We start from the raw sequence: 23,951 nt of genomic DNA, 5'->3' as shown, positions 1-23,951 counted from the left end.
CACGCGCGTGTAGTACGCTATACGTGTGAGTAGTGGTAGCGACCTGACCGCCCGTGCCCGGATCCGGGAAGCGGCCATCACGCTCTTCGCCGAGCGTGGTGTCGCCAGCGCCTCGATCCGGGACATCGCGCAGGCCGCCGGCGTCTCCTCGGGCCTGCTGCGGCACCATTTCGGGTCCAAGGAGGGCCTGCGCGACGCCTGCGACGAGTGGGCGATGAGCCGGATCATCCAGATCCAGATGCGGTTCACCGAGCTGGGCACGTTCGGCCCGATCGACCCCGAGTTCCTGGTGCTCCAGCGCTATCTGGTGCGGTCCCTGATGGACGGATCCCCCCGGGGCATGGCCATGTTCACCCAGGCCGTCGAGCACGGCGAGCAATGGCTGGCCGGCACCTCGCTGGAGTCCAAGGACCCGCGTGCCTTCGCTGCCGTCCTGGGCGCCATGAAGCTGGGCATGTTCGTGATGCGCGACCAGCTCACCGCGGTCCTCGGCGAGGACGCCGGTGAGCTGCCGGGCTATCTGCGCATGATCCGGGCCTCGGTGGAGATCTTCACCCAGCCACTCCTCACACGAGAGCAGGCCGACCAGGCACTGGAAGCACTGGATCGGCTCGGTGATTCGTGATGGAGGCGATTCATGTCCGAGGCCATCGACGCTGAGGGACTGATCAAACGGTTCGGCGCGGTCACCGCGCTGGACGGACTGGACCTGCGGGTCCGCACCGGGGAGGTGCACGGTTTCCTCGGGCCGAACGGGGCGGGCAAGACCACCACGATCCGGGTCCTGCTGGGGCTGATGCGGGCCGACGGCGGTTCGGCACGGCTGCTCGGGGGCGATCCCTGGGCCGACGCCACCGCGCTGCACCGCCGGCTGGCGTATGTGCCGGGTGACGTCACCTTCTGGCCCAACCTCACCGGTGGCGAGGTGATCGACCTGCTCGGGCGGCTGCGCGGCGGCGTCGACCGGACGCGGCGGGACAGCCTGATCGAGCGGTTCGAGCTGGACCCGCGCAAGAAGGGCCGGGCCTACTCGAAGGGCAACCGGCAGAAGGTGGCCCTGGTCGCGGCGCTGGCCTCCGATGTGGAGCTGCTGATCCTGGACGAGCCGACCTCCGGCCTCGACCCGCTCATGGAGGAGGCCTTCCGGGAGGTGATCCTGGAGGAGAAGCGGCGCGGTGACCGGACCGTGCTGCTGTCCAGCCACATCCTGTCCGAGGTCGAGGCACTCTGCGACCGGCTCACCATCATCCGGGCCGGCCGGGTCGTGGAGACCGGCACCCTCGACGACCTGCGCCACCTCACCCGCACCACGATCCGCGCCGAGCTGACCGGCCCGGTGAACGGGCTCGGCGACCTGGCCGGTGTCCACGACCTGACCACCGAGGACGGCCGGGTGGCCTTCGACGTGGACGCCGACGCCCTGGAGCCGGCCCTGAAAGCGCTGGTCGCCGCCGGGGTGCGCAGCCTGGTCAGCCAGCCGCCCTCGCTGGAGGAGCTGTTCCTGCGCCACTACACGCGGGACGAGGAGACCGCGCGATGACCGGCACCCTCAGCCTGCTGCGGTTGGTGCTGCGCCGCGACCGGGTCGCCATGCCGCTCTGGGTGCTCGGGCTCGGGCTCCTGCCGTATGTCTACGTCACCGGGTTCGACACCCTGTTCGCCACCGCGCAGGAGCGGATGGACTACGCCCGGATCAGTTCGGCGAACGCCGGATTCGTTGCCCTCTACGGTCCGCTGCACGGCGACAGCATCGGCGAGCTGACGGTCTGGCGGGGCGGGTTCGTGCCGGTGATGATCGGCCTGGCCGCCCTGCTCACGGTGATTCGGCACACCCGGGCCGACGAGGAGGCGGGCCGGACCGAGCTGATCCGGGCCGGCGTGGTCGGCCGGTTCGCGCAGCTCGCCGCCGCGGTGCTCGGCACCGCCGCGGCCTGCCTGGTGATGGGCGTGCTGGTGGTGGTGACCCTGCTCGGCAAAGGGCTGCCGGCCGGCGGGTCGGTGGCGCTGGGCGCGGTCTTCACGCTGAGCGGCTGGGTCTTCGCCGGAGTCGGTGCGGTCGCCGCGCAGGTGAGCGAGACCGCCCGCGGCGCCCGGACGATCGCCGTGCTGGTCCTCGGCGCGGCCTACGTGCTGCGGATGGGCGGGGACATCTCCGCGCTCGGTGACGAGCGGATGGAGTGGCTGTCCTGGTCGTCCCCGGTCGGCTGGCTGCACCGGGTCTTCCCGTTCGGGACGGACACGTGGGGCCCGGCGCTGCTGACCCTGGTCGTCTCCGTCGCCACGGTCGGCGCCGCGGCGTACCTCTCGACCCGGCGCGACGTGGGCGGCGCCCTGGTCGCCGGACGGCTCGGACCGGCCACCGCGGCCGCGGGCCTGAGCTCGCCGGTCGCGCTGGCCTGGCGCCTGCACCGCGGTCTGCTGCTCGGCTGGACCGGCGGGTTCGCCGCCCTCGGGCTGATCTTCGGCGGGGTCGCCGGCAGCGTGGCGGAGCTCACCGCGGACTCGGCGAACATGAGCGACGTGTTCAGCCGGCTCGGCGGGGCGGACGCCGTGATCGACAACTACTTCGCCACCACCGCCGCGATCTGCGGGGTGATCGTGTCCTGCTACGCCGTGCAGGCGGCGCTGCGGATGCGCGACGAGGAGCAGACCGGGCACGCCGAGGCGGTGCTCAGCACCGCCGTCGACCGGTACGCCTGGGCCACCGGCCACCTGCTCTTCGCACTGCTCGGCCCGGCCGCCGCGCTGCTCGCCGAAGGGCTCACGGCCGGTCTGGTGCACGGTGCTCCCGGGTCGGTGCTGAGCGCCTCGATCGCCCAGCTGCCCGCCGTCTGGGTGCTGGCCGGCCTGACCGTGCTGCTGGTCGGCGCGGTTCCCCGGCTGGCCCAGGCGGCGTGGGCGGCGGTGGCGGCGTGCCTGCTGGTGATGCTGGTCGGACCACTGCTCGAGGTGGACCAGCGGGTGCTCGACATCTCGCCGTTCACCCACGTGCCGCATCTTCCGGGCGGGGAGCTCACGACCGTACCCCTGATGGTGTTGATCTTGATTGCGGCCGGTCTCGGCGGCGCCGGACTGATCGCCCTGCGCCGCCGCGACCTGCCGGCCTAGGAGTTCGAGGGGCGCTTCGGCAGGACCAGCTCCTCGTGGTCCAGCTCGCGGTTGAGGACGCGCAGGCTGTCGTCGTTGAGGCGGCCCGCGTCGCGCCAGCGCAGCAGCTCCTCGCGCTCGGCGTCGATCACCGCCTGCCGGACCATGAGGGCGGCCTCGTACTGCGGCGACTCCGGCACCTCGTGCGACTCGACCTGCTCCAGCAGGTCGAGTCGCCGCTGGTAGCGGTCCAGGCGGAACTGGAGCTGCTTGCGCATCGTCTCGATGGCCTCGTCCTCGACGTTGTCGTGCTGCTGCTCCTGGATGTCGTCGAGCCGGTCCAGGGCGGCCACCACGGCGGCCGACCGGGCCTCGTTGCGCAGCTTCGCCTTGTCCGTCTGGTTGGCGCGCAGGCCCAGCCAGCGCACCAGCGGCGCGAAGGTGAGACCCTGCCCGATCAGGGTGACCAGCACCACCGCGATCGCGCAGAAGTGCAGCAGCTCGCGGTCCGGGAACTTCTCCGGCAGGGTGAAGACCGCCGCCAGCGTGATGACGCCACGGGTGCCGGCCCAGCTCAGGGCGGTCACCTCCTTGCCGGTGAGCGGGGCCTCGCGCTTCTCCACGTCGGACACCGGCTCGTCCTGGCCGCCCAGCCGGGTGTGCAGCGAGCGCGGCAGCCACTGGGTGGTCACCAGCCAGAGCGGGCGCAGCAGCAGCACCACGCCGAGCGTGATGCTCAGAGCGATCACGATCGTGCTGGTCTCGTATTTGCCCAGGCCCCGCACCACGTCGGGCACCTGCTGGCCGATGAGCAGGAAGACCATGCCCTCCAGCAGGAAGTCGATGAGCCGCCAGACGGCGCTGACCTGGAGACGGCTGGCGCCGGTCGCGTACCGCGGGGTGTCGTGGCCGACGATCAGGCCGGCCACCACCACGGCCAGCACGCCGGAGATCGTGACGTAGTGGTGGACGAACGAGTTCTCGCAGATCAGGTACGCCGCGAGCGGGGTGATCAGCGAGAGGGCGTTGGCGTTGAGCGGGTCGTAGCGCAGCGCCTTGAGCATGCGGACCGCATAGGCCACGGCGATGCCGACCAGCACCCCGCCGGCCGCCGAGATGACGAACTGGCCGACCGCGTTGTCGAAGTTGAAGTTGCCGTCCCGCCACGCGGCCACCGCCACGGTCAGGATGGTCAGCGCGGTCGCGTCGTTGAGCAGGCCCTCACCCTGGATCAGGGTGACCAGCTTGCCGGGCAGCCCGGCCTTGCGGCCGACGGCGAGCGCCGCGACCGGGTCCGGCGGCGCCACGGTCGCGCCCAGCGCCACGCCGGCCGCAAGGGTGGCCCCGGCCACCCAGAGCGAGAAGCCGAGGCCGATCAGGAGCGCGGTGACCAGCACCAGCGCCACCGAGAGGCTGATCACCGTACGCATGTTGCGCCGGATGTCCAGCAGGGACGAATCGAGTGCCGCGTTGTAGAGCAACGGCGGCAGGACGAAGGTCAGAACGAGTTCGGGATGGAGATCGAGGTTCGGTCCCGGCAGGTAGGCGTACAGGATGCCGATCAGGGTCAGCAGGACCGCCGCCGGGAGTCCGGTCTTCTCGGTGACCCATCGGACGGCGACGATCACACTGATCGCGCCCAGAACGAAAAGCAGGATCTCCTCGTAACTCATTCGATCATTGTCGCGGCTGCTCCAGGGCGATCTGGTTTCGGGCCGCGGTCAAAGCGTCACGATTCTTCTCGATGGCGGGGACGGCGGTCACGACGATCTTCCGCACCACCGGGTCGGTGGCCGTCCGGAGCACGATCCTGGCGAGTTTGGCGGCCCGCTCGTACGCCGAGATCTGGGTGCTCACGAAGAGCGCGTCGAACGCCCGCCCGGACGCGGTCTGGTACTGCTCGTTGAGAGTGAGCTGTTCCGAGTTGGGCTCGGCGGGCAGCCGGACGTGCAGCGCCTCGGCGGCCGCGCGTACCTGCGCGTCCAGCTTGCGGTGGTACGCCACGAAGCGTTTGCCCAGTTTGCGGACGGAATCCTCCGCGCCCTTGCGGGCGGCCAGCCGCCCGGCCGTGATCTGGGCCAGGTTGCCCTGGTGGACGGCGATCAGGAAGTCCGCCTCCGGGCTGACGGGGCGGGCCGGGGCCGCGGTCGCGGCGGTGACCGGCAGAGCGGCCAGAACGGTGGCCGCCAGTACGGTGATCATGCGACGAATCATCATGATCACAGCATATTTGGGCAAAAAGGGGTGATCGCCGCTTCGCGCGACGATCACCCCCGGTGTGTCAGTAGCGGTAGTGCTCCGGCTTGAACGGGCCCTCGACGTCCACGCCCAGGTACTCCGCCTGCTTCTTGGTGAGGGTGGTCAGCCGGACGCCGAGCGCGTCCAGGTGCAGCCGGGCCACCTTCTCGTCCAGGTGCTTCGGCAGCACGTAGACCTGCTTCTCGTACGCCCCCGGCTTGGTCCAGAGCTCGATCTGGGCCATCACCTGGTTGGTGAACGAGTTCGACATCACGAAGCTCGGGTGACCGGTCGCGTTGCCCAGGTTCATCAGGCGGCCCTCGGAGAGGACGATCACCGAGTGGCCGTCCGGGAAGCGCCACTCGTGCACCTGCGGCTTGATCTCGACCTTCTCGATGCCCGCGACCTTGGCCAGCCCGGCCATGTCGATCTCGTCGTCGAAGTGGCCGACGTTGCCGACGATCGCGTTGTGCTTCATGGCCGACAGGTGCTCGACCGTGATGATGTCGGTGCCGCCGGTGGTGGTGATGAAGATGTCGGCCTCACCCACCACGTCCTCGAGCCGGACCACCTGCATGCCGTCCATGGCGGCCTGCAGCGCGCAGATCGGGTCGATCTCGGTGACCACCACGCGGGCACCCTGGCCGCGCAGCGTCTCCGCCGAGCCCTTGCCGACGTCGCCGTAACCGCAGACCACGGCCAGCTTGCCGCCGAGCATCACGTCGGTCGCCCGGTTGAGACCGTCGACCAGGGAGTGGCGGATGCCGTACTTGTTGTCGAACTTGCTCTTGGTGACCGCGTCGTTGACGTTGATCGCCGGGAAGAGCAGGGTGCCCTCCTTGGCCAGCTTGTAGAGCCGGGCCACACCGGTGGTGGTCTCCTCGGTGACGCCCTTGATCTCGGCCGCGATCTTGGTGAAGCGGTCCTTCGAGGAGGCCAGGCTCTCGCGCAGCGTCTCCAGGATGATCCGGTACTCGTGGACGTCGTCCTCGGTCGGCTGCGGGACCGCGCCCGCGCCCTCGAACTCGACACCCTTGTGCACCAGCAGCGTGGCGTCACCGCCGTCGTCGAGGATCATGTTCGGGCCCTGGCCGTCACCGAAGTCGAACAGGCGCATGGTGGCCCACCAGTACTCCTCCAGCGTCTCGCCCTTCCAGGCGAAGACCGGGACGCCGGCCGGCGCGTCGACCGTGCCGTTCGGGCCGACGACGACCGCGGCGGCCGCCTCGTCCTGCGTGGAGAAGATGTTGCAGGACACCCAGCGGACCTGCGCGCCCAGCTCGACCAGGGTCTCGATCAGCACGGCGGTCTGCACGGTCATGTGCAGCGAACCGGCGATCCGGGCACCACGCAGCGGCTTCGCGTCGCCGAACTCCTTGCGCAGCGACATCAGGCCGGGCATCTCGTGCTCGGCGAGACGGAGCTGGTGGCGGCCGGCCTCGGCGAGCGAGAGATCGGCGACCGCGAAGTCCAGGCCGTTGATGGATCGAAGTTTGTCGCTCATGAAAAGAGGGCTCCTCCCTCTCAGGAGGCGCCCTTGCGTCATCTTCTCCCACACCGAGCGTGGCGGAGCCCGAGTCGGACATCCGTTGCAGCGCCTCTCGGCGGGGTCGTGAACCACCTTAACGCCCGCCTCGCAAGATCACACCAGATGGTCAGAGTTCGGACGGCACCGTACCCGCCGTGAATTTGCGGTTCGTTGCAATAAGCGAGCAGAAAAACGAAATTCAACGACTGACTCTTGTGAGTTAGATCACCGGACATCTATCGTCGGCTCACCGTCTCTCCCATGGAGCCATCGATGTCCCAGTGGTCCGCCCTTGTCCTCGGCATAGTGACCGGCGCGGCCGGTCTCGTCGCGCCGGCCGCGGCCGCCCCCGCACCCACCGCGGTCACCCGGGCCGCCCTCGACCCCGCGCTGGTCGCCGGCCGCGTCGCGAACGTTCCCTTCCTGGAGCAGGAGGCCGAGAAGGCCGCCACCAACGGCACCGTCATCGGCCCGGACCGGACCGCCTACACGTTGCCCGCCGAGGCGTCCGGCCGGTCCGCCGTCACCCTCGACCCGGGCGAGTGGGTGGAGTTCACGCTGCCCCGGACCGCCAACGCGATCACCGTCCGCTACAGCATCCCGGACGCGCCGGAGGGCGGCGGGATCACCGCGCCGCTGTCGGTGACCACCCGGCACGGCACCCGGACCATGACGCTGACCTCGCAGTACTCGTGGCTCTACAACCAGTACCCGTTCACCGGCGACCCCCGGGCCGACCTGCTGCACCCGGACTGGTGGATCACCGAGTGCGCCTGTGTGCCGGCCGCCACCGAGCCGAAACCGGTGATCACCAAGCCGTTCCGGCCGGCCCACTTCTACGACGAGCAGCGGCTCCTGCTCGGGCACACGTACCGGGCCGGTGACCGGGTCCGGCTCACCGCACGCGACGTGCCGACCACCATCGACCTGCTCGACTCCGAGCTGGTCGGCGCCCCGAAGGTCGACCTCTCCGGCGTCAACGTCCTGTTCTTCGGCGCCGACCCGACCGGCCGGCGGGACGCCGCGCCGGCCATCGAGAAGGCGATCGCGCACGCCAAGCGGACCCACCGCGCGGTCTACCTGCCGCCCGGCGTCTTCCAGGTGAACCGGCACATCCTGGTCGACGACGTGACGATCACCGGGGCCGGCAACTGGTACACGATCATCAAGGGCCGGGAGGTCGCCCTCGCCGAGCCCGCTCCGGACGGCTCGGTGCACACCGGCGCCGGGTTCTACGGCCGGGACGCGGCCGACGGCGGCAGCCGCAACGTGCACCTGTCCGGGTTCGCGATCCAGGGCGACGTCCGCGAGCGGATCGACACCGACCAGGTCAACGGCATCGGCGGCGCGATGAGCGACTCCACCGTGGACGGGCTCCACATCCAGCACACCAAGGTCGGCCTGTGGTTCGACGGTCCCATGTCGAACACGCACGTCACGAACAACGTCATCGTCGACCAGATCGCGGACGGCCTGAACTTCCACACCGGGGTGGTGGACTCGGTGGTGCGCGGCAACTTCGTCCGCAACACCGGCGACGACGCGCTGGCCATGTGGTCGGAGAAGACCGCCGGCTCCGGCAACGTCTTCGATCACAACACCGTCCAGTCGCCGACCCTGGCCAACGGCATCGCGATCTACGGCGGCCACGACACCACCGTGTCGAACAACCTGATCGCCGACCCGGTACGCGAGGGCAGCGCCCTGCACGCCGGGACCCGGTTCGGGGCCGTGCCGTTCACCGGGCACCTGCGGTTCACCGACAACACCACGGTGCGGGCCGGGACGTACGAGCTGAACTGGCGGATCGGTCTCGGCGCGATCTGGATGTACGCGCTGGAGGGCAGCATCGGCGCGGACGTCCAGGTGACCGGTGACCACTTCCTGGACAGCACGTACAACGCGATCATGCTGGTCGCCGAGTGGGGCGTGAAGGACCTCTACTCGATCGACGGCGTGACGTTCCGGGACATCCGGGTCGACGGCACCGGCACCAGCGTGCTCAGTGCCCGCGCCGGCGGATCGGCCTCGTTCGAGAACGTGGACGCCCGCAACGTCGGGGCGGTCGGGGTGAACAACTGCGGCCGGTTCTGGTTCACCCCGGAGGGCTCCGAGTTCGGCCTCACCGACCTCGGCGGCAACGACGGCGGATGGCTGGGGCCGTACGTCCCGAATGTCATCACCTGCGACGACCGTCCGCCGGTGGTCGCGCCGCCGGCACCTTCGCGCTGGTGATCATCACCCGTCACGGCCGCGACGACCACAGAGTGTCGTCACGGCCGCGCCGGGTAATGACGGGCTGAGCAGTTGGTTTCCCGGGGGAGGGCTTGGGTAGCCTGGTCGGCGCTGCGCGGACCGGAAGATGGGAAACACGTTGAGCCGAACCCTGTTGGTCACCGGTGGCGCCGGATTCGTCGGTAGCTCCTTGATCAGGTCGCTGCTGAACGACTTCCCCGACGCCGTGGTGATCTCGCTGGACAACTACTTCACCGGCACCCCGGAGAACCACGTCAACGACCCCCGGGTCACCTACGTCGACGGGTCGACCGCGGACATCGCCAAGATCTGGGCCGACCGTGGCCTCCCGGCGCCCGAGCTGGTCTTCCACCTCGGCGAGTACTCGCGCATCCCGCAGTCCTTCGACGACCACGACCTGACCTGGGACTTCAACCTCCTCGGCACCAAGGAGGTGGTCAAGTTCACGGCCGGGCACGGCGCGAAGCTGATCTACGCCGGGTCCAGTTCCAAGTTCGGCAACGACGGGGAGGACGAGAACCTCAACCCGTACGCGTGGACCAAGGCCAAGAACATCGAGTACATCAAGAACTACTCGAACTGGTTCGGCCTGGACTACGCGATCGCCTACTTCTACAACGTCTACGGTCCCGGCCAGATCACCCACGGCAAGTACGCCACGGTGATCGGCATATTCGAGCGCCAGTACCTGGCCGGCGAGCCGCTGACCGTCGTCGCCCCGGGCACCCAGACCCGCGACTTCACCCACATCGACGACATCGTCCGCGGCCTGGTGCTGGTGGCCCGCAGCGGCTCCGGTGACGGCTACCTGCTCGGCACCGGCGTCGAGTGGCCGCTGGCCAAGGTCGCCGAGATGTTCGGCACCGAGTTCACGCTGATCGCGGAGCGGCGCGGCGAGCGGGTCCGGGGCCAGGCCGACATCACCAAGGCGACCGGCCTGGGCTGGCGCCCGGAGCGGCGGCTGGACGAATACGTCGCGGCGTTCACGGCGGCGCACCCGCGCTGACACGGTCCGAGCCGGATCGGATGTATAGCTTGGCCCAGGAGGGGCATCCCGTGCGTCATGCAGAACGGGATCCGGGTAGCAGTCGTGGACGATCACGCCGCGTTCGTACGCGGCCTGGAGCAGTTGCTTCCTGAGGTGAGCGGCGGCCGGGCCACGGTGGTGGCCACCGCCGGGGACGGGGCGCAGGCGGCCGGTGTGGTCCGCGACGCCGCGCCCGATCTGGTTCTCGTCGACCTGCACATGCCGGCACCCGGTGGCGTCCAGGCGATCACGGCCGTCCGCGCGGCCGCTCCCCGGGCCCGGGTGCTCGCCATGTCCCGCGGCGATGATCCGGAACAGGCGCTCGAGGCGCTGCGGGCCGGCGCGGCCGGCTTCCTGCCGAAGACCGGCGAGGCCGCCGAACTGACCCAGCCACTGATGGCCGCGCTGGCGGGCTGGGCGCTGCTGCCCGCACCGCTGCTGAGCGTGCTCGTCGAGCGCAGCCGCCCGGCCGGCACGCTGCCGGCCGCCGTCCAGCTCGACGACGACGACCGGCGGCTGCTCCGGATGATCGCCACCGGTTCGTCGACCATCGAGATCGCGGGGCTCCTGCACGTCTCCGAACGCACGGTGAAACGCCTGACCGCGGCACTGCTGCGGAAACTGCGGGTGTCCAGCCGTACCGAGGCGGCCGCGCTGGCGGGCAGCGCCGGCCTGGTGTGAATCAGCCGGTCGCCCGGGGCCGCGTGGTGACGGCGGACAGCGGCGTCGCCACGTCCTCCAGCGACTTGCCCTCGGCGTCGATGCCGATGACCGCCTCCACGACGCCGCCGACCGCCATCACCGCGGCGCCGATCAGGAAACCGATGAACAGCCTGTTCGGGTCGTCGCCCTCGCCGATCAGCGCGCCGTAGAAGACCGGCCCGATCGCGCCGAAGCACTGCGCGATGGCGAAGAAGACCGCGATGGCCTGGGCCCGGATCTCCAGCGGGAAGATCTCGCTCACCGTGAGGTACGCCGAACTGGCCCCCGCCGACGCGAAGAAGAAGATGACACTCCACGCGATCGTCTGCGTCGTAGCGTTCAGCAGGCCCTCGTTGAAGAGGACCGCGGTGATCGCCAGCAGCGCGCCGGACAGCAGATAGGTGCCGGCGATCATCTTCCGCCGGCCCACCGTGTCGAACAGCCGCCCGATGGTGAGCGGGCCGATCAGGTTGCCCAGCGCGAACGCCACCAGGTAGAGCGGGGCGGCCTTCTCGTCGACGCCGTAGAACTTGGTCAGCACCATCGTGTAGGTGAAGAAGATCGCGTTGTACAGGAACGACTGCGTGATCATGAGGGTCGCGCCCAGCGTCGACCGGGACGGGTAGACCTTGAACAGCACCCGCAGCAGCGACAGGTAGCCGTGCGGCTCGCTGGGCCGGATGTCGATCGCCTTCGTGTCGTCCACCGGCGCCAGCGTCTGACCGGACGCCTCGGCGGCCCGCTCGATCCGGGCGATGTTCTCCTCGGCCTCCGCCTCCCGGCCGTGCATGATCAGCCAGCGCGGGCTCTCCGGCAGGTGCCGGCGCAGACCCCAGATCGCCAGGCCGATGACCGGGCCGATCAGGAAGGCGATCCGCCACGCCCAGTTCAGCGACACGTTGTTGAGCAGGATGTACGTCCCGAGCGTGCCGATGATCGCGCCACCCCAGTAGGTCCCGTTCACCCCGATGTCGACCCGGCCCCGGTATCTGGCCGGCATCATCTCGTCGATCGCGGAGTTGATCGCGGCGTACTCGCCGCCGATGCCGGCTCCCGCGATGAACCTGGTGAGATACAGGAAGACCAGTGCCGCTGGGCCGTTACCCCAGGTCAGGGCGGTGAGGGCGTTACCGCCGAGGTAGACGGCGAGGGTCACGATGAACAGGTTCCGCCGGCCCATCGCATCGGAGAGACGGCCGAAGAAGAGCGCGCCGAACACCTCACCCAGCAGATAGACGGTGGCGATCAACCCGACCTGGGCCGAGCTCAGCGCCAGGGTCTCCTGCTCGGCGAGGACCGGACCGACCGCGCTGGCCACAGTGATCTCGAGTCCGTCGAGGACCCAGGCCGTACCCAGGGCGAGGATGATCCTGGTGTGGAACGGCGACCAGCTGAGCCGGTCGATGCGGGCGGGGATGAGACTGCGGATGGTTCCCGATCCGGAGGCCGGGGCCGGGGACCCGAGATCATGCGCCATGGACGCACCTCCACTTTCCGTGATGTGCTCACGGATTTACCCAGCCGACTCTCAGCTACCCGCACCCATCCAAGGTCATCTGTTCCCCGCGTAACGTCGCTACGGCATCGTCCGTTCAGGCGATCAGCCGGAGATGATCTTCTGTCTATGATCCCTCGGCCAGCAGTCCTGCCTCGATGGATCACGGGGTCCTCATGCGTATCTCCCGGGTCGCGATCGCGACCACGGTTCTCGCCGGCGCCACCGCGGCGGGCTTCGGTCTCACGACCGGCACCGCCCTCGCCGACTCCGACGAGAAACTCCCCATCACGACGTTCGGTGACATCGCGGTCGACGCCGTGCACCACCGCGTCTTCGTCAGCGACCCCACCTCCGGGAAGATCGTTTCGACGAACTACCAGGGTCACGAGGCCACCGCGGTGACCGGGCTCGCCGGCGTCGACGGGCTCGCGCTCTCCGCCGACTCGAACGTGCTCTACGCCGCCGTCAGCGGCGGCCACCGGATCGCCGCGATCGCGACCGACACGCTGACCGAGACGGCCAGCTACCCGGTCGGCGACACCGTGGCGATCCGCGACGTGGTCGGCCCGATCAGCGGCAAGCTCTGGTTCTCCACCATCGGCGGAAACGTCGGCACCGGCACCATCGGCTCGGTGGACCTGGCGACCTCGGCGGTCGCGGTGCACGACGCGCGCGCCGACGGGGTCGGGCTCTACACCACCCCGATGATCTCCACCGGAGCCGGTGCGCCCGGCCTCGTCGTGCTCACCGACGCCAGCACGACCAGCGGCGACAGCGTCGTCTACGACGTCTCGTCGGGCGCCGCGGACCTCAAGCTGGCGGCCGAGGTGTTCGGCGAGTTCACCTCGGACGTCGCGATCTCCGGCGACGGCGCCGACCTGATCCAGGCCGGCTACAACGGCTCCCACCGGATCGCGATCTCGGACGGGACCAAGACGGCCGCGTTCACCAGCCTGAACCACTTCGGCGGGGTCGAGGTCGCGGCGGACGGCCGGGTGGCGCTCTCGCTCCGCGGCGGCTCCCACGACGTCTACGTCTTCCAGCCCGGCGCCACCACGCCCAAACTCACCTTCGCGCTGCCGTCGGTCGCCGGCAGCTACAACCGGCCCGAGGTGGTCGGCCGCGGTCTCGCCTGGGAGCCGGGCGGCTCGCGGATCTTCGCGGTCGCCCAGGGCGACGGCACGGAGAACAACTACTGGCTCTACACGCTGAACGACTCGGACCCGGTCGAGCCCGACCCGACGACGGCGTCCCCCTCCCCCTCCACCTCCACGCCCTCGCCCGGCCCCAGCGGGACCAGCTCGCCCGAGCCGCTCCGCCCGACTATCTGGCTGACCGCGCCGGCCACCGCCACCCGGGGCCAGGCGCTGACCATCACCGGTTCGATCAACGCGAACATGCCGCTGCCCGCGGGCAAGGAACTGGCGCTGTGGCGCCATGACATGGAGACCACGAGCAGCCCCTCGCTCGACGGGGTGACGACCACCGACGCCAACGGCGAGTTCCGCTTCGCCAGCACGCCGCCCGTCGGTGGCAGGGTCATCTACGACGTCGTGTTCAAGGGCGACGAGCAGTACCTCCCGGCGACGGCCTCCGCGGTGGTCCAGGTCTCCCGGACGACTCCCGGTCTGACTCTGGACAAGAACAAGACCGTCAACGCGTACGGGACGACGGTCACCTTCACCGCGACACTGGGCGCCACCTACAAGAACCGGGTGGTCGAGATCTGGGCCGACCCGTACGGGGCTGACCAGGGCAACCGTCTGCTCAAGCGGGCCACGGTCAACAGTGCCGGCAAGGTGTCCGCCGGCTTCAAGCTGACCCGCAACACCACGCTGACCGCCCGGTTCGCCGGTGACGCCCGCTACGCCCCGCGAACCGTCACCTCGGTGGCGTACACGAAGGTCGCGGTCAACACGAAGATCACCAGGCACTACCGGACCAAGAAGATCGGGTCGGTGACCTACTACGTCGTCCGTACGACGAAGGACCCGCACTTCATCACCACGATGACGGCCTACCCGAACCGCTTCCACCGGCTCGTCATCCAGCGCTACAAGAACGGGAAGTGGACGGCGTTCCAGGGCGCCACCCTCGGCCTGGACAAGTACGGCGTGTCGGAGGCCTGGATCACCGGCTACTACCCGGCCGGTCAGCGGTTCCGGGTGCGCGCCGAGTACGGCAACAGCCCCTACGGCGACAAGATCAACGCCACCACGTACGGCTCCTGGAAGTACTACACGTACGCCAAGTGATCCATCGCGGTTGACGGCCGTCGTGGTCGGGATACAAGATCATCTTTGTGTCGATCACGACGGCCGACGTCTGTCCGCGGTGTGCGGGGGCGCTGACCACGCTGCCTGAGCAGGCGCCCTGGTGCGGGGCCTGCGAGTGGAACCTGGACGCCTTCGAGCCGGTCGAGGACGCCGGCTGGTACACACGGCGGATCATCGAACGAGACCGGCGGGCGGGATTCCGGGCGCACCGGGAACTCGTCACCGCGGAACTCGACGGGAACAGCGGGCGTACGGCGTACCGCATCCTGTTGTTGATCTCGGGTTTGGTCGTGCTCGGCGACCTGGTCCTCGCCGGCTACGGCCTCTGGCTGGTGATCTGGGGCGATCCGTTGTTCCCCAAGATGTTCGGGCTGATGCTGGCCGGTCTCGCCTGGGTGTTCCGCCCGCGGATCGGCAGTTTCAAGCATTTCCTGAGCGAGGAGACCTACCTCGTGGAGCGGACCGACGCCCCGGTCCTGCACCGGCTGATCGAGTTGATCGCGGCGGAGATCGGCGCTCCGGTGCCGGACCGGCTGATGATCGACTATCGCGAAAACACGGGTGTGGCGGTCGTCGGGTTCCGGCGCACCAGCGTGCTGACGCTGGGGCTGCCGCTGCTGGTGGCGCTACGGCCGCAGGAGCTGGTGGCGCTGATCGGCCACGAGCTCGGCCATCTCAAGCACGAGGACAGCACCCGGACGCCCCGGCCCGGCGGCAACTCACCGCCCGGACCGAGGCCACCCTGCTCGCCGGCCACCCGCCGGCCGGGCGCCGGCACCAGTGGCTCGCGGCGCGGCCGCCGCAGCCCGCCCACCTGGTGGTGGACGAGGCCACGGCGGCCCGCCTGGATGCCGAGATCGACCGGTACGCGGAAGCGATGCACCGCGCGATGAGCGACCACCCGGCGTTCTGGAACTAGCCGGCGATGCCGGCGCCGTACCCCGCGGCGAGTTCGTTCAGGAAGCGGCCGTTGACCACCGTGGCGTTGCCCAGGCCCTGGTAGCCGCCGAGGAAGCGGGTGATGCTTCCCGAACCGTAGCCCGGGGTGTCGCCGGTGACCTCCTCCTGGGGTGCGCCGGCCAGGGCGTCGAGACCGCCGGTCCCGTTGAGGTTGAGCAGGGCCAGCGACCGGCCGAACTCGTCATCGCGCTCGGCGGTGTCCGGCACACCCGTCGACGATTGGGTCAAGAACTGCGACTTCGCCCCGGTCAGACCCTTGGCGGTGCCGCGCAGCAGGACGATCGCGCCTGCCCTCGCCCACTCGCCGGGAGCGGAGGTGAGCACGTCGGCCCGTCCGTCACCGGTGACGTCGCCGACCGCGACCGTGTCACCGAAGTATTCGTCGTCCTTCGGGGCGGTGGCCACCCCGGCGGTCCGCTGGGTGATCGCGATGGCGCCCTTGGCGGACAGGCCGGTAGCCCGGCCCGGGATGGTCACCACCGCGCCGGCCTGGACCTCCATGCCCACCTGGGCGCCGGGCAGACCGGCGACGAGCTCGCCGTACCCGTCCCGGTTGATGTCACCGATCGCGAGATCGATGCTCGACGCCCACAGGTAGACGTTGCGCTGGTTGACGCTGTCGGTGAGCTGCTCGCCGCTGACCCGGCTCACCTTCTTCAGCGACACCCCGGACGCGGCGCCCCAGAACTGGGTGATCCAGCCGCCCTGGTCGCCCAGGTCGGCGCGCGCGGCGACGACCAGTTCCGCGTGGCGGTTCTTGTCGATCCGGCCGATCGCGAGGTCGTATCCGAACTCGGCGTCAGCCGTCGCGGCACCGGGAACCCCGGCCGTGGCCTGGCTGATCCAGCGGGCACCGGTGGTCGTGACACCGGAGGGAGCGCCCTTGAGCACGACGACCGCGCCCGCGTTCTTCCGGGTGCCGATCTTCTTGTCCGGGATGCCGATGGCGAGTTCGTCCCGGCCGTCGCCGGTGATGTCCCCGGCGGCGAGGGAGAAGCCGAACAGGTCGCCCCGCACCGGGGTGCCGGGCAGACCGGGCGTGTTCTGGGTGAGGTGCTGGGCACGGCCGAACTGGAGACCACCCGGACCGCCGGGAATGACCCAGACACCGCCGACCTGGTAACCCATGTTGCGCAGGTCGGGCTCCCAGCCGTCACCGACGGCGAGGTCGTCGTACCGGTCGCCGTTGAAGTTGCCGACCGCCATCGCCGCCCCGAGGTCCTCCTCGGCGCCACCGGGATACCACTTGGCCGCGAGATCCCGGTGCGGCGCGGAGGAGTAGGAGACGGCGAGGCCGGAGTAGGTGAGGCTCGCGACGTCGTCGCGACCGTCGCCGTCGAAATCCGCCTTCGTCGGGCCCTTGCCGGTGACCGGCTTCGTGGCGACCGGAGTGGACTGGTACCGCAGGGTGATGCCGTCGCGGACGATCTCGATCGGGTTCGGCAGGTCGGCTGCCCGGGCCGGGTTCGGTGCCAGGACCGCGGTTCCGGTGAGCGTCGCGACGAGTAGATGACGGATGGTCATTCGCAGTTCACCTGGTCCCCGGTGCCGTAGTTGTATTCGTGCCGGCACGAGTCCACGCCGTCGCCGCCGTCGAGGGTGTAGCGGCTGTAGGTCTCGAAGCCGCCGCCGTACAGGGTGTCGTCGCCGGCCTCGCCGTAGACCTTGTCGACGCCGGTCTTGGAGCCGTCGTCGGCGTGCAGTTCGTCGTTGCCGCCGCCGCCGCGGATCAGGTCCGCGCCGGTCGAGCCGTTGATGACGTTGGCGCCGCCGTTGCCGGTCAGCACATCGTCGGCCCATCCGCCGTACAGGTTCTCGACGTCGGATCCGATGCTGTCCTTCTCGCCGCTGGAGCCGTCGTCGCCGCTCTGCCCGTCGAGGTCGGCGACGACCCGGACCAGCCGGTCGCCGTACGAGACGGTGTCCTTGCCGGCGCCGCCGGACAGCTGGTCGTTGCCGAAGTCGGCGGTGAGGTTGTCGTCGCCGTCGCCGCCGAACAGCCGGTCGTTGCCGTCGCCGCCGACCAGGTGGTCGTCGCCGCCCAGACCGTGCAGGGTGTCGTTGCCCTCGCCGCCGTCCAGCCAGTTGGCGCTCGCGTTGCCGGCCAGCCAGTCGTTGCCGCTGCCGCCGCGGAGGCCTTCGACGTCGGAACCGATGGAATCGCCCTCGCCCGACTGGCCGTCGTCGCCGGACTGGCCGTCGGCGTCGGCCGCGACCGCCCGGTTCCGGTTGTACTCGACCGCGTCGCCGCCGGGCCCGCCGTGGATGGCGTCCCGGGCCACACCGTCCCGGCCGTACTGCGAGAAGCTGTCGGAGCCGTCTTCGCCGTACAGGATGTCCCGGCCGGTGCCCTCGTCGAACATGTCGTCGCCGGCGCCGCCGCGGACCACGTCGTTGCCGGCGCCCGGCTCTATCCGGTCGTTGCCGGAGTCGCCGTAGATGTAGTCGGTGCCGGGCCCGCCGCGCAGGTCGTCGGCGCCGATGCCGCCGCGGATGACGTTGACGCCGCCGTCCGGGTAGATGTAGTCGTTGCCGCCGTTGCCGTAGATGGTGTCGTTGCCGCTGCCGCCGAACAGGTTCTCGCCGCGCGGCCCACCGATGATCTTGTTGGTGCCGCTGCCGGCCCGGATCCACAGGCTCAGATCGCTCTGGTTCACGACGGTGTCGTTCTCGTCGTACGTGTGGATCGCCCCGCCGGTGGGCGCCCCCGACGTGGTGCACCGGACCCGCGTCTTGTCGCCGCCGACCCGCTTGCAGCCCGCGCCGGGTTTGATCGTGACCCGGTCGTCGATGGTCACCGTGTTGCCGGACCGCGTGATCGTCACGTGGTTGACCCGGTTGGCGGCCGCGCTGAACTTGATCTGCGTCCGGTTCAGCACCTGCGCGGTGCCGACGGTCGCGGCCGAGGCCGGACCGGTGATCGCCAGACCGGCGAGTACGGCGGCGGTCACGGTGCCGGCCCGTAGCGTCTTCATGGATCTCCTGTTCATCGGGCGATGTGCCCGCCGTAGCCGACCCCGTTGGGGTCGAGGAACCGGCCGCTGGTCAGGGTGGCGTTGCCGAGGCCCCGGTAACCGCCGAGGAAGCGGGTGACGGTGCCCGAGCCGTAGCCCGGGTGGTCGCCGGCGACCTGCTCGGCGGGCGCCGCCACCAGCGCGTCGACACCGCCGGAACCGTTCAGGTTGAGCAGTGCGACGTTCGCACCGAACCGGTCGCCGCGTTCGGCGCCGTCCGGCACCCCGGCCGACGACTGGGTGAGGGTCTGCGACCTGGCGCCGGTCAGGCCCTTGGCCGAACCGCGCAGCAGCACGACGGCGCCCGCGCCGTTGTTCTCCCCGGGCACGCCGACCAGCACGTCGGCCCGGCCGTCGAGGGTGACGTCGCCGACCGCGATGCTGTCGCCGAACCGGTCGTCGCTCTCGGCGGCGCCGGCCACACCCGGGCTGCTCTGCGAGATCGCGATGGCGCCCTTGGCGGAGAGCCCGGTGGTACGCCCGGGAACGGTGACGACCATGCCGCCGTAGATCTCGGCGCCCGCCTGTGCCCCGGACACTCCGCAGACGACCTCGCTGTAGCCGTCGCCGGTGACGTCACCGATCGCGAGGGCGGCGCCGACCTCCCAGACCCCGAGCTTGCGGACGGTCGTGGCGATCTTGCCGCCGTGGAGCGCGGTGACCTTCTTCAGCGACGCGCCGGCGGACGTCCCCCAGAACTGCGTGATGGTCCCGCTGCCGTTGTAGCCGCGGTCCGGGGACTCGCCCGGGGCGCCGACGACCAGTTCCTGATAGCGGTTCTTGTCGACGCGCCCGATCGCGACGGCGAAGCCGAACTTGTCGTTCGTGCCGGGCGATCCGGGGACACCGGCGGTGTCCTGGCTGATCCACCGGGCGGCGCTGGTGGTGACGCCGTTCGCGCCGCCCTTGAGCACGACGACCGCCCCGGCCTCCGCCTTGTTCCCGATGCGCTTCCGCGGGATGCCGATGGCCAGCTCGTCCCGGCCGTCGCCGGTGATGTCGCCGGCCGCCAGCGAGAAGCCGAACCAGTCACCCTGCACGGAGACGCCGGGCACGCCGGCGGTGCTCTGGTTGACGTGCTGGGCCCGGTTCGGCTGGAGTCCGCCCGGCCCGCCCGGGATGATCCAGACCGCGCCGGCGACGTACCCCATGGTGCGCAGATCGGCCTCGTTGTAGTCGCCGATCGCGAGGTCGTCGTACCGGTCGCCGTTGAAGTCGCCGGCCGCCATCGAGTAGCCGAAGCCGCCGCCGCCGCTGCCCGGGATCTCGGTTCTGAGCACGTCGCGATGGGCCGCCGACGAGTAGGCGACGGCCACCCCCACGTTGCTGAAGACGGCGACGTCGTCCCGGTTGTCGCCGTCGAAGTCGGCGCGGCTCGCGCCCTTGCCGGTGTAGGGCTTGACGCTGACCGGAGTGCGGTCCAGCAGCAGGGTGACGCCGTCCCGGACGACCTCCGTCCGGGTGGGGGCGGCGGCTTCGGCGGCGACGGGGGCGGCCAGCGCGGTGGTGCCGGCGATCGCCGCGACGAGCACGCGACGCGTGTACCTCATGGGGTGCTCCTCAGCTAGGAGCAGCAGATTACCCATCCGTGAATCGAAGGGGATCCCCGTTTCCGGCCGCTGTTGATCACGGAACGGCGACGATTCGCAGGCGTCACGACGAACCGGGACCGGATCGTCCGAAATCCCCCGAAAACCAAGACCATCGAGGGGTACGAGGAAAGCGCACCCGATCCTCAGAGGCCGACCCAGCGGCCGGAGGCGGCGGACTCGGTCACCGCGTCGAGGACCTCGGCGGCCGCGACCGCGTCGGCCAGGGTCGCCCCGTGCGGCACCCCCTCGGCGATCGACCGCAGGAACAGCCCCGCCTCGATCACCTTCAGGTCGTCGTACCCCAAGGGGATGCCGGCCCCCGGCTGGAAGTCGCCGTGCGCGCCGTCGCCCGGGCCCACGAAGACGGTCGCGTCCCCGGTCCGCAGCTCACCCATCCGCCGGAAGTCCCAGGACAGCACCCCCTCGGTGCCGTGCACGGTGAACCCGTACCGGTTCTGCTCGCCGGCCGCCACCCGGCTGGCCTCCAGCGTGACCCGGGCCCCGGAACGCATCCGCAGCAGCGCGCCGAACCAGTCCTCGTTCTCGACCGGGCCGGGCGCACCCGTACCCCGTTGGTGTCCGGAGGTGGCGCCCGCCGGGCGCGGGCGTTCGGCGATGACGATCGCCGTGTCGGCGACCAGCGCGGACACCTCACCGAGCAGATGGCGGACCAGGTCGACGGCGTGCGAACCCAGATCGCCGAGCACCCCGTTGCCGCCGCGGGCCCGCTCGAAACGCCAGCTCAGGGCGGTGTCCGGGTCGGCCGCGTAGTCGCTGAGGAAGCGGAACCGGGCATGCGTCACCCGGCCGATCCCGCCGGCCCGCAGGATCTCCCGGGCCCGGGCCACGGCCGGCGCGTGCCGGTAGTTGAAGCCGACCGCGACCCGCACGTCGCCGGTGATGGCGCGGGCGTCGGCGGCGCTCAGGCCGACCGGCTTCTCGATCCAGAGATGCCGCCCGGACGCGGCGAACGCGGCGCCGATCTCCCGGTGCAGGAAGTTCGGCGCGGTCACGCTGACCGCCCCGATCCGCGGGTCGCCGAGCAACGCGCGCCAGTCCGTGGTGGCGGTGGCGAACCCGTACACCCCGGCGGCCTCGGCGGCCCGGCCCGGCACGTCGTCGGCGACCGCGATCAGCTCCGGCCGGGGCAGCTCCGGATAGTGATGGCCGACCCGCGCCCACGCCCGCGTGTGCGCCCGGCCCATCCAGCCGAACCCGATCACCGCGACGCCGATCGATCCCATCCCGGTCATCGTAGGTGTGGTCCGAGTGGCAGGTCGACGGCTGCGTGCGGTTAGGTGGGCGGGTGGGCGAGAAGACCTATGCCGAGACGTTCGACGCCGACGCCGCCGAGTGGCTGCGCTCCGGCGGCCCGGCCGGGGAGTACGTGGAGATCTCCCGCCTGCCCGACGGCGGCGCCGCGATGCGCAACTCCACCGACCCGGCCACCATCCTCTTCTTCACGAAGGGCGAGTGGGACGCCTTCACCGGCGGCGTCCACGACGGCGAGTTCGACCTGCCGTGACGGCAACTAGAGTGATCGCTCGTGACGGTCTTTCAGATCGGGGAGGCGGCCGACCTGCTCGGGGTCAGTCCCGACACGATGCGCCGCTGGGTCGACGCCGGGCGGCTCGCGGCGGGCCGTGACGAGCACGGGCGCCGGGTGATCGACGGGGTGGAGCTGGCCGCCTTCGTCCGCGCCCAGGCCGCCGAGCCGGACGGCCGCTCCGACGAGTCGTCCGCCCGCAACCGGCTGCGCGGCATCGTCACCGCGGTCGTCAAGGACACCGTGATGGCCCAGGTCGACATCCAGGCCGGCCCGTTCCGGCTGGTGTCACTGATGAGCCGGGAGGCGGTCGACGAACTCGACCTCCAGGTGGGGTCGCTCGCGGTCGCCGTCATCAAGTCGACGACCGTGGTGGTCGAGCGGGCTCCGAAGGGGCGTCATTGAGGGCGCGCGTCCCCGTACCCCTGCTCGTTCCGGCGATTCTGGGTCTGCTCTTTCTGATCCTGCCGCTGGTGGGGCTGCTGGCCCGGACGCCGTGGGCCACCCTCGCCGAGCGGCTGACCGAGCCGGGTGTGGTGGCGGCGCTGCGGCTGTCGCTGCTCACCTCGACCGTGGCGACCGTGTTCTGCCTGGCGCTCGGGGTGCCGCTGGCCTGGCTGCTGGCCCGGGTCGAGTTTCCCGGGCGCCGGCTGGTCCGGGCGCTGATCACCGTGCCGCTGGTGCTGCCGCCGGTGGTCGGGGGCATCGCGCTGCTGCTGGCGCTGGGCCGGCGCGGCCTGATCGGCCAGTGGCTGGACCAGACGTTCGGGATCAGCCTGCCGTTCACCACGGCGGGCGTGGTGGTGGCCGAGTCGTTCGTGGCCCTGCCGTTCCTGGTCATCGCGGTGGAGGGGGCGCTGCGTGGCGCCGACAGCCGGTACGAGGAGGCCGCCGCCACGCTCGGCGCGAACCGCTGGACCACCTTCACCCATGTGACGTTGCCGCTGGTGGCGCCGGGGATCGCGGCCGGGGCGGTGCTGTGCTGGGCGCGGGCGCTGGGTGAGTTCGGCGCCACCATCACCTTCGCCGGGAACTATCCGGGGATCACGCAGACCATGCCGCTCGCGGTCTACCAGACCATGGAGAGCGGCGACCTGGAGGGCGCCGTCGTGCTCAGCCTGATTCTGCTGATCGTCTCGGTCGCCATCCTGGCCGGGCTGCGCGACCGCTGGCTGACCGCGCCATGAGTCTTCTGGACGCGCGTCTCGTCGCCGAGCGCGGCGCCTTCCGGCTGGACATCGGGCTGCGGATCGAGCCGGGCGAGACGGTCGCGCTGCTCGGCCCGAACGGCGCGGGGAAGACCACGGCGTTGCGCGCGCTCGCCGGGCTGACCCCACTCTCCGGCGGTCATCTCACGCTGAACGGCGAGGATCTACGGGGTACGCCCACCGAACGCCGCCCGATCGGCGTGGTGTTCCAGGACTACCTGCTGTTCCCGCACCTGAGCGCCCGGGACAACGTGGCGTTCGGCCCACGCCGGCACGGGATGGACCGGAAGGCCGCGCACGCCGTGGCGGACCGCTGGCTGGACCGGGTCGGGCTGGCCGAGCACGGTCGCCGCAAGCCCCGGCAGCTCTCCGGCGGGCAGGCGCAGCGGGTGGCGCTGGCCCGGGCGCTGGCCGTCGACCCGGTCCTGCTGCTGCTCGACGAACCGCTCGCCGCGCTGGACGCCCGGACCCGGCTGGAGACCCGCGGCGAGTTGCGCCGGCACCTGGCCGAGCACCCGGGCGCCACGCTGATCGTCACGCACGACCCGCTGGACGCCCTGGTCCTGGCCGACCGGCTGGTCATCGTCGAGCAGGGCCGGGTGGTGCAGGAGGGCGACGCGGCCACCATCACGGCCCGCCCGCGGACCGACTACGTGGCCCGTCTCGTGGGACTCAACCTGTATCGCGGCCGGGGTGGCGGGCACACCGTCGAGCTGTCCGGCGGATTGGTCCTGACCAGCACCGACATCGTGCACGGCGACGCCTTCGTGGCCTTCCCGCCGGCCGCGGTCGCCCTGCACCCGCACCGGCCGGACGGGAGCCCGCGCAACACCTGGCCGGCCGTGCTGGCCGACGTCCAGCAGCACGGCGACAGCCTGCGGGTGCGCCTGGACGGCCCGATCTCGGTGGCCGCCGACATCACGCCCGCGGCCGCCGCGCAGATGGGTCTCACCCCGGGGCGGGAACTGTGGGTGGCGGTCAAGGCCGCGGAGACCCGGGCCTACCCCGCCTCCGGGTGA

At 70.8% G+C, this 23,951-nt stretch carries 20 protein-coding genes; 12 read left to right on the top strand and 8 right to left on the bottom strand.

The genetic code is table 11. The features are described 5' to 3' along the window. Nucleotides 1-25 precede the first annotated feature (25 nt). From J5X75_RS21650 to J5X75_RS21640, 3 genes are read left to right on the top strand one after another with little or no spacing between them, the layout of a single operon-like run. On the top strand, nucleotides 26-625 hold the full coding sequence (locus tag J5X75_RS21650) for a TetR/AcrR family transcriptional regulator (RefSeq protein WP_208469277.1): 600 nt from the start codon (nucleotides 26-28) through the stop codon (nucleotides 623-625). 12 nt (nucleotides 626-637) lie between these two features. Next, nucleotides 638-1,540 (top strand): ABC transporter ATP-binding protein, encoded by a 903-nt coding sequence (locus J5X75_RS21645; RefSeq protein ID WP_208469275.1) that lies wholly within the window; start codon nucleotides 638-640, stop codon nucleotides 1,538-1,540. Further along, nucleotides 1,537-3,108, top strand: a complete 1,572-nt coding sequence (locus J5X75_RS21640; protein ID WP_208469274.1) for an ABC transporter permease — start codon at nucleotides 1,537-1,539, stop codon at nucleotides 3,106-3,108. The genes J5X75_RS21645 and J5X75_RS21640 overlap by 4 nt, the downstream gene beginning before the upstream one ends. Here the strand turns inward: J5X75_RS21640 and J5X75_RS21635 are convergent. From J5X75_RS21635 to ahcY, 3 genes are all read right to left on the bottom strand, one after another. Next, nucleotides 3,105-4,760 (bottom strand): Na+/H+ antiporter, encoded by a 1,656-nt coding sequence (locus J5X75_RS21635; protein WP_208469273.1) that lies wholly within the window; start codon nucleotides 4,758-4,760, stop codon nucleotides 3,105-3,107. The two genes, J5X75_RS21640 and J5X75_RS21635, sit on opposite strands and share 4 nt — an antisense overlap. A gap of 4 nt (nucleotides 4,761-4,764) precedes the next feature. Continuing rightward, nucleotides 4,765-5,289 carry a DUF4142 domain-containing protein gene (locus tag J5X75_RS21630; RefSeq protein ID WP_208469272.1) on the bottom strand — a complete coding sequence of 175 codons (525 nt, stop codon included), beginning with the start codon at nucleotides 5,287-5,289 and terminating at the stop codon, nucleotides 4,765-4,767. Nucleotides 5,290-5,368: 79 nt separating this feature from the next. Continuing rightward, complete coding sequence (gene ahcY / locus J5X75_RS21625; protein ID WP_208469271.1) at nucleotides 5,369-6,829, bottom strand: adenosylhomocysteinase; 1,461 nt, start codon at nucleotides 6,827-6,829, stop codon at nucleotides 5,369-5,371. Nucleotides 6,830-7,126: 297 nt separating this feature from the next. Here ahcY and J5X75_RS21620 point away from each other — a divergent pair, with 297 nt between their 5' ends. The 3 genes from J5X75_RS21620 (at nucleotide 7,127) to J5X75_RS21610 (ending at nucleotide 10,817) form a co-directional block, all read left to right on the top strand. Beyond that, entirely contained in the window at nucleotides 7,127-9,088 is a 1,962-nt protein-coding gene (locus J5X75_RS21620; protein ID WP_208469270.1) for a glycosyl hydrolase family 28-related protein, read from the top strand. Nucleotides 9,089-9,227: 139 nt separating this feature from the next. Further along, complete coding sequence (locus J5X75_RS21615; RefSeq protein WP_238488698.1) at nucleotides 9,228-10,115, top strand: NAD-dependent epimerase/dehydratase family protein; 888 nt, start codon at nucleotides 9,228-9,230, stop codon at nucleotides 10,113-10,115. 57 nt (nucleotides 10,116-10,172) lie between these two features. Continuing rightward, a complete protein-coding gene (locus J5X75_RS21610) occupies nucleotides 10,173-10,817 on the top strand; it encodes a response regulator transcription factor (RefSeq protein WP_208469267.1) in 645 nt (214 codons plus the stop codon). Nucleotide 10,818: 1 nt separating this feature from the next. Here the strand turns inward: J5X75_RS21610 and J5X75_RS21605 are convergent, their stop codons facing one another. Then, a complete protein-coding gene (locus tag J5X75_RS21605) occupies nucleotides 10,819-12,315 on the bottom strand; it encodes an MFS transporter (protein ID WP_208469265.1) in 1,497 nt (498 codons plus the stop codon). 194 nt (nucleotides 12,316-12,509) lie between these two features. On the opposite strand from J5X75_RS21605, the gene J5X75_RS21600 reads away from it, so the two are divergent. Together J5X75_RS21600 and J5X75_RS46035 are read left to right on the top strand one after the other, a co-directional pair. Then, nucleotides 12,510-14,591, top strand: coding sequence for a YncE family protein (locus tag J5X75_RS21600; RefSeq protein WP_208469263.1), 2,082 nt, complete (start codon nucleotides 12,510-12,512; stop codon nucleotides 14,589-14,591). A 47-nt stretch (nucleotides 14,592-14,638) separates the two neighbouring features. Further along, the gene (locus J5X75_RS46035; RefSeq protein WP_208469262.1) at nucleotides 14,639-15,505 is read left to right on the top strand and encodes a M48 family metallopeptidase; all 867 of its coding nucleotides are present in this window, start codon (nucleotides 14,639-14,641) and stop codon (nucleotides 15,503-15,505) included. Nucleotides 15,506-15,527: 22 nt separating this feature from the next. Here J5X75_RS46035 and J5X75_RS21590 read toward each other — a convergent pair whose 3' ends face one another. The 4 genes from J5X75_RS21590 to J5X75_RS21575 all read right to left on the bottom strand — a co-directional run bounded on the left by J5X75_RS21590 (nucleotide 15,528) and on the right by J5X75_RS21575 (nucleotide 21,422). Further along, on the bottom strand, nucleotides 15,528-17,096 hold the full coding sequence (locus J5X75_RS21590) for an FG-GAP and VCBS repeat-containing protein (RefSeq protein WP_208469261.1): 1,569 nt from the start codon (nucleotides 17,094-17,096) through the stop codon (nucleotides 15,528-15,530). Continuing rightward, nucleotides 17,093-18,547, bottom strand: a complete 1,455-nt coding sequence (locus tag J5X75_RS21585; protein ID WP_208469260.1) for a calcium-binding protein — start codon at nucleotides 18,545-18,547, stop codon at nucleotides 17,093-17,095. The genes J5X75_RS21590 and J5X75_RS21585 overlap by 4 nt, the downstream gene beginning before the upstream one ends. 11 nt (nucleotides 18,548-18,558) lie before the next feature. After that, a complete protein-coding gene (locus J5X75_RS21580; RefSeq protein WP_208469259.1) occupies nucleotides 18,559-20,136 on the bottom strand; it encodes an FG-GAP-like repeat-containing protein in 1,578 nt (525 codons plus the stop codon). Between the two features lie 185 nt (nucleotides 20,137-20,321). Beyond that, on the bottom strand, nucleotides 20,322-21,422 hold the full coding sequence (locus tag J5X75_RS21575) for a Gfo/Idh/MocA family protein (RefSeq protein WP_238488696.1): 1,101 nt from the start codon (nucleotides 21,420-21,422) through the stop codon (nucleotides 20,322-20,324). Between the two features lie 62 nt (nucleotides 21,423-21,484). On the opposite strand from J5X75_RS21575, the gene J5X75_RS21570 reads away from it, so the two are divergent. The 4 genes from J5X75_RS21570 to J5X75_RS21555 are packed head-to-tail and all read left to right on the top strand — an operon-like array spanning nucleotide 21,485 to nucleotide 23,951. Continuing rightward, nucleotides 21,485-21,703, top strand: coding sequence for a DUF397 domain-containing protein (locus J5X75_RS21570; protein ID WP_208469257.1), 219 nt, complete (start codon nucleotides 21,485-21,487; stop codon nucleotides 21,701-21,703). A gap of 21 nt (nucleotides 21,704-21,724) precedes the next feature. Further along, nucleotides 21,725-22,129: a TOBE domain-containing protein gene (locus J5X75_RS21565; RefSeq protein ID WP_208469255.1), complete on the top strand. Its 405-nt coding sequence runs from the start codon at nucleotides 21,725-21,727 to the stop codon at nucleotides 22,127-22,129. After that, nucleotides 22,126-22,911, top strand: a complete 786-nt coding sequence (locus tag J5X75_RS21560) for an ABC transporter permease (RefSeq protein WP_208469254.1) — start codon at nucleotides 22,126-22,128, stop codon at nucleotides 22,909-22,911. The genes J5X75_RS21565 and J5X75_RS21560 overlap by 4 nt, the downstream gene beginning before the upstream one ends. Next, the gene (locus tag J5X75_RS21555; RefSeq protein ID WP_208469253.1) at nucleotides 22,908-23,951 is read left to right on the top strand and encodes an ABC transporter ATP-binding protein; all 1,044 of its coding nucleotides are present in this window, start codon (nucleotides 22,908-22,910) and stop codon (nucleotides 23,949-23,951) included. The genes J5X75_RS21560 and J5X75_RS21555 overlap by 4 nt, the downstream gene beginning before the upstream one ends.

Source organism: Actinoplanes flavus, from assembly GCF_017592555.1.
Classification (GTDB): Bacteria; Actinomycetota; Actinomycetes; order Mycobacteriales; family Micromonosporaceae; genus Actinoplanes; species Actinoplanes flavus.
Note: the sequence above shows the minus strand (reverse complement) of the source record. Positions and strands in the feature narration are given on the sequence as shown.

Coding starts and splice junctions, on each gene's coding strand:
- J5X75_RS21610 (WP_208469267.1), top strand. CDS start 10,173: ATGCAGAACGGGATCCGGGTAGCAGTCGTGGACGATCACGCCGCGTTC.
- J5X75_RS21640 (WP_208469274.1), top strand. CDS start 1,537: ATGACCGGCACCCTCAGCCTGCTGCGGTTGGTGCTGCGCCGCGACCGG.
- J5X75_RS21600 (WP_208469263.1), top strand. CDS start 12,510: ATGCGTATCTCCCGGGTCGCGATCGCGACCACGGTTCTCGCCGGCGCC.
- J5X75_RS21605 (WP_208469265.1), bottom strand. CDS start 12,315: ATGGCGCATGATCTCGGGTCCCCGGCCCCGGCCTCCGGATCGGGAACC.
- ahcY (WP_208469271.1), bottom strand. CDS start 6,829: ATGAGCGACAAACTTCGATCCATCAACGGCCTGGACTTCGCGGTCGCC.
- J5X75_RS21620 (WP_208469270.1), top strand. CDS start 7,127: ATGTCCCAGTGGTCCGCCCTTGTCCTCGGCATAGTGACCGGCGCGGCC.
- J5X75_RS21575 (WP_238488696.1), bottom strand. CDS start 21,422: ATGGGATCGATCGGCGTCGCGGTGATCGGGTTCGGCTGGATGGGCCGG.
- J5X75_RS21590 (WP_208469261.1), bottom strand. CDS start 17,096: ATGACCATCCGTCATCTACTCGTCGCGACGCTCACCGGAACCGCGGTC.
- J5X75_RS21580 (WP_208469259.1), bottom strand. CDS start 20,136: ATGAGGTACACGCGTCGCGTGCTCGTCGCGGCGATCGCCGGCACCACC.
- J5X75_RS21645 (WP_208469275.1), top strand. CDS start 638: ATGTCCGAGGCCATCGACGCTGAGGGACTGATCAAACGGTTCGGCGCG.
- J5X75_RS21585 (WP_208469260.1), bottom strand. CDS start 18,547: ATGAAGACGCTACGGGCCGGCACCGTGACCGCCGCCGTACTCGCCGGT.
- J5X75_RS21555 (WP_208469253.1), top strand. CDS start 22,908: ATGAGTCTTCTGGACGCGCGTCTCGTCGCCGAGCGCGGCGCCTTCCGG.
- J5X75_RS21630 (WP_208469272.1), bottom strand. CDS start 5,289: ATGATCACCGTACTGGCGGCCACCGTTCTGGCCGCTCTGCCGGTCACC.
- J5X75_RS21635 (WP_208469273.1), bottom strand. CDS start 4,760: ATGAGTTACGAGGAGATCCTGCTTTTCGTTCTGGGCGCGATCAGTGTG.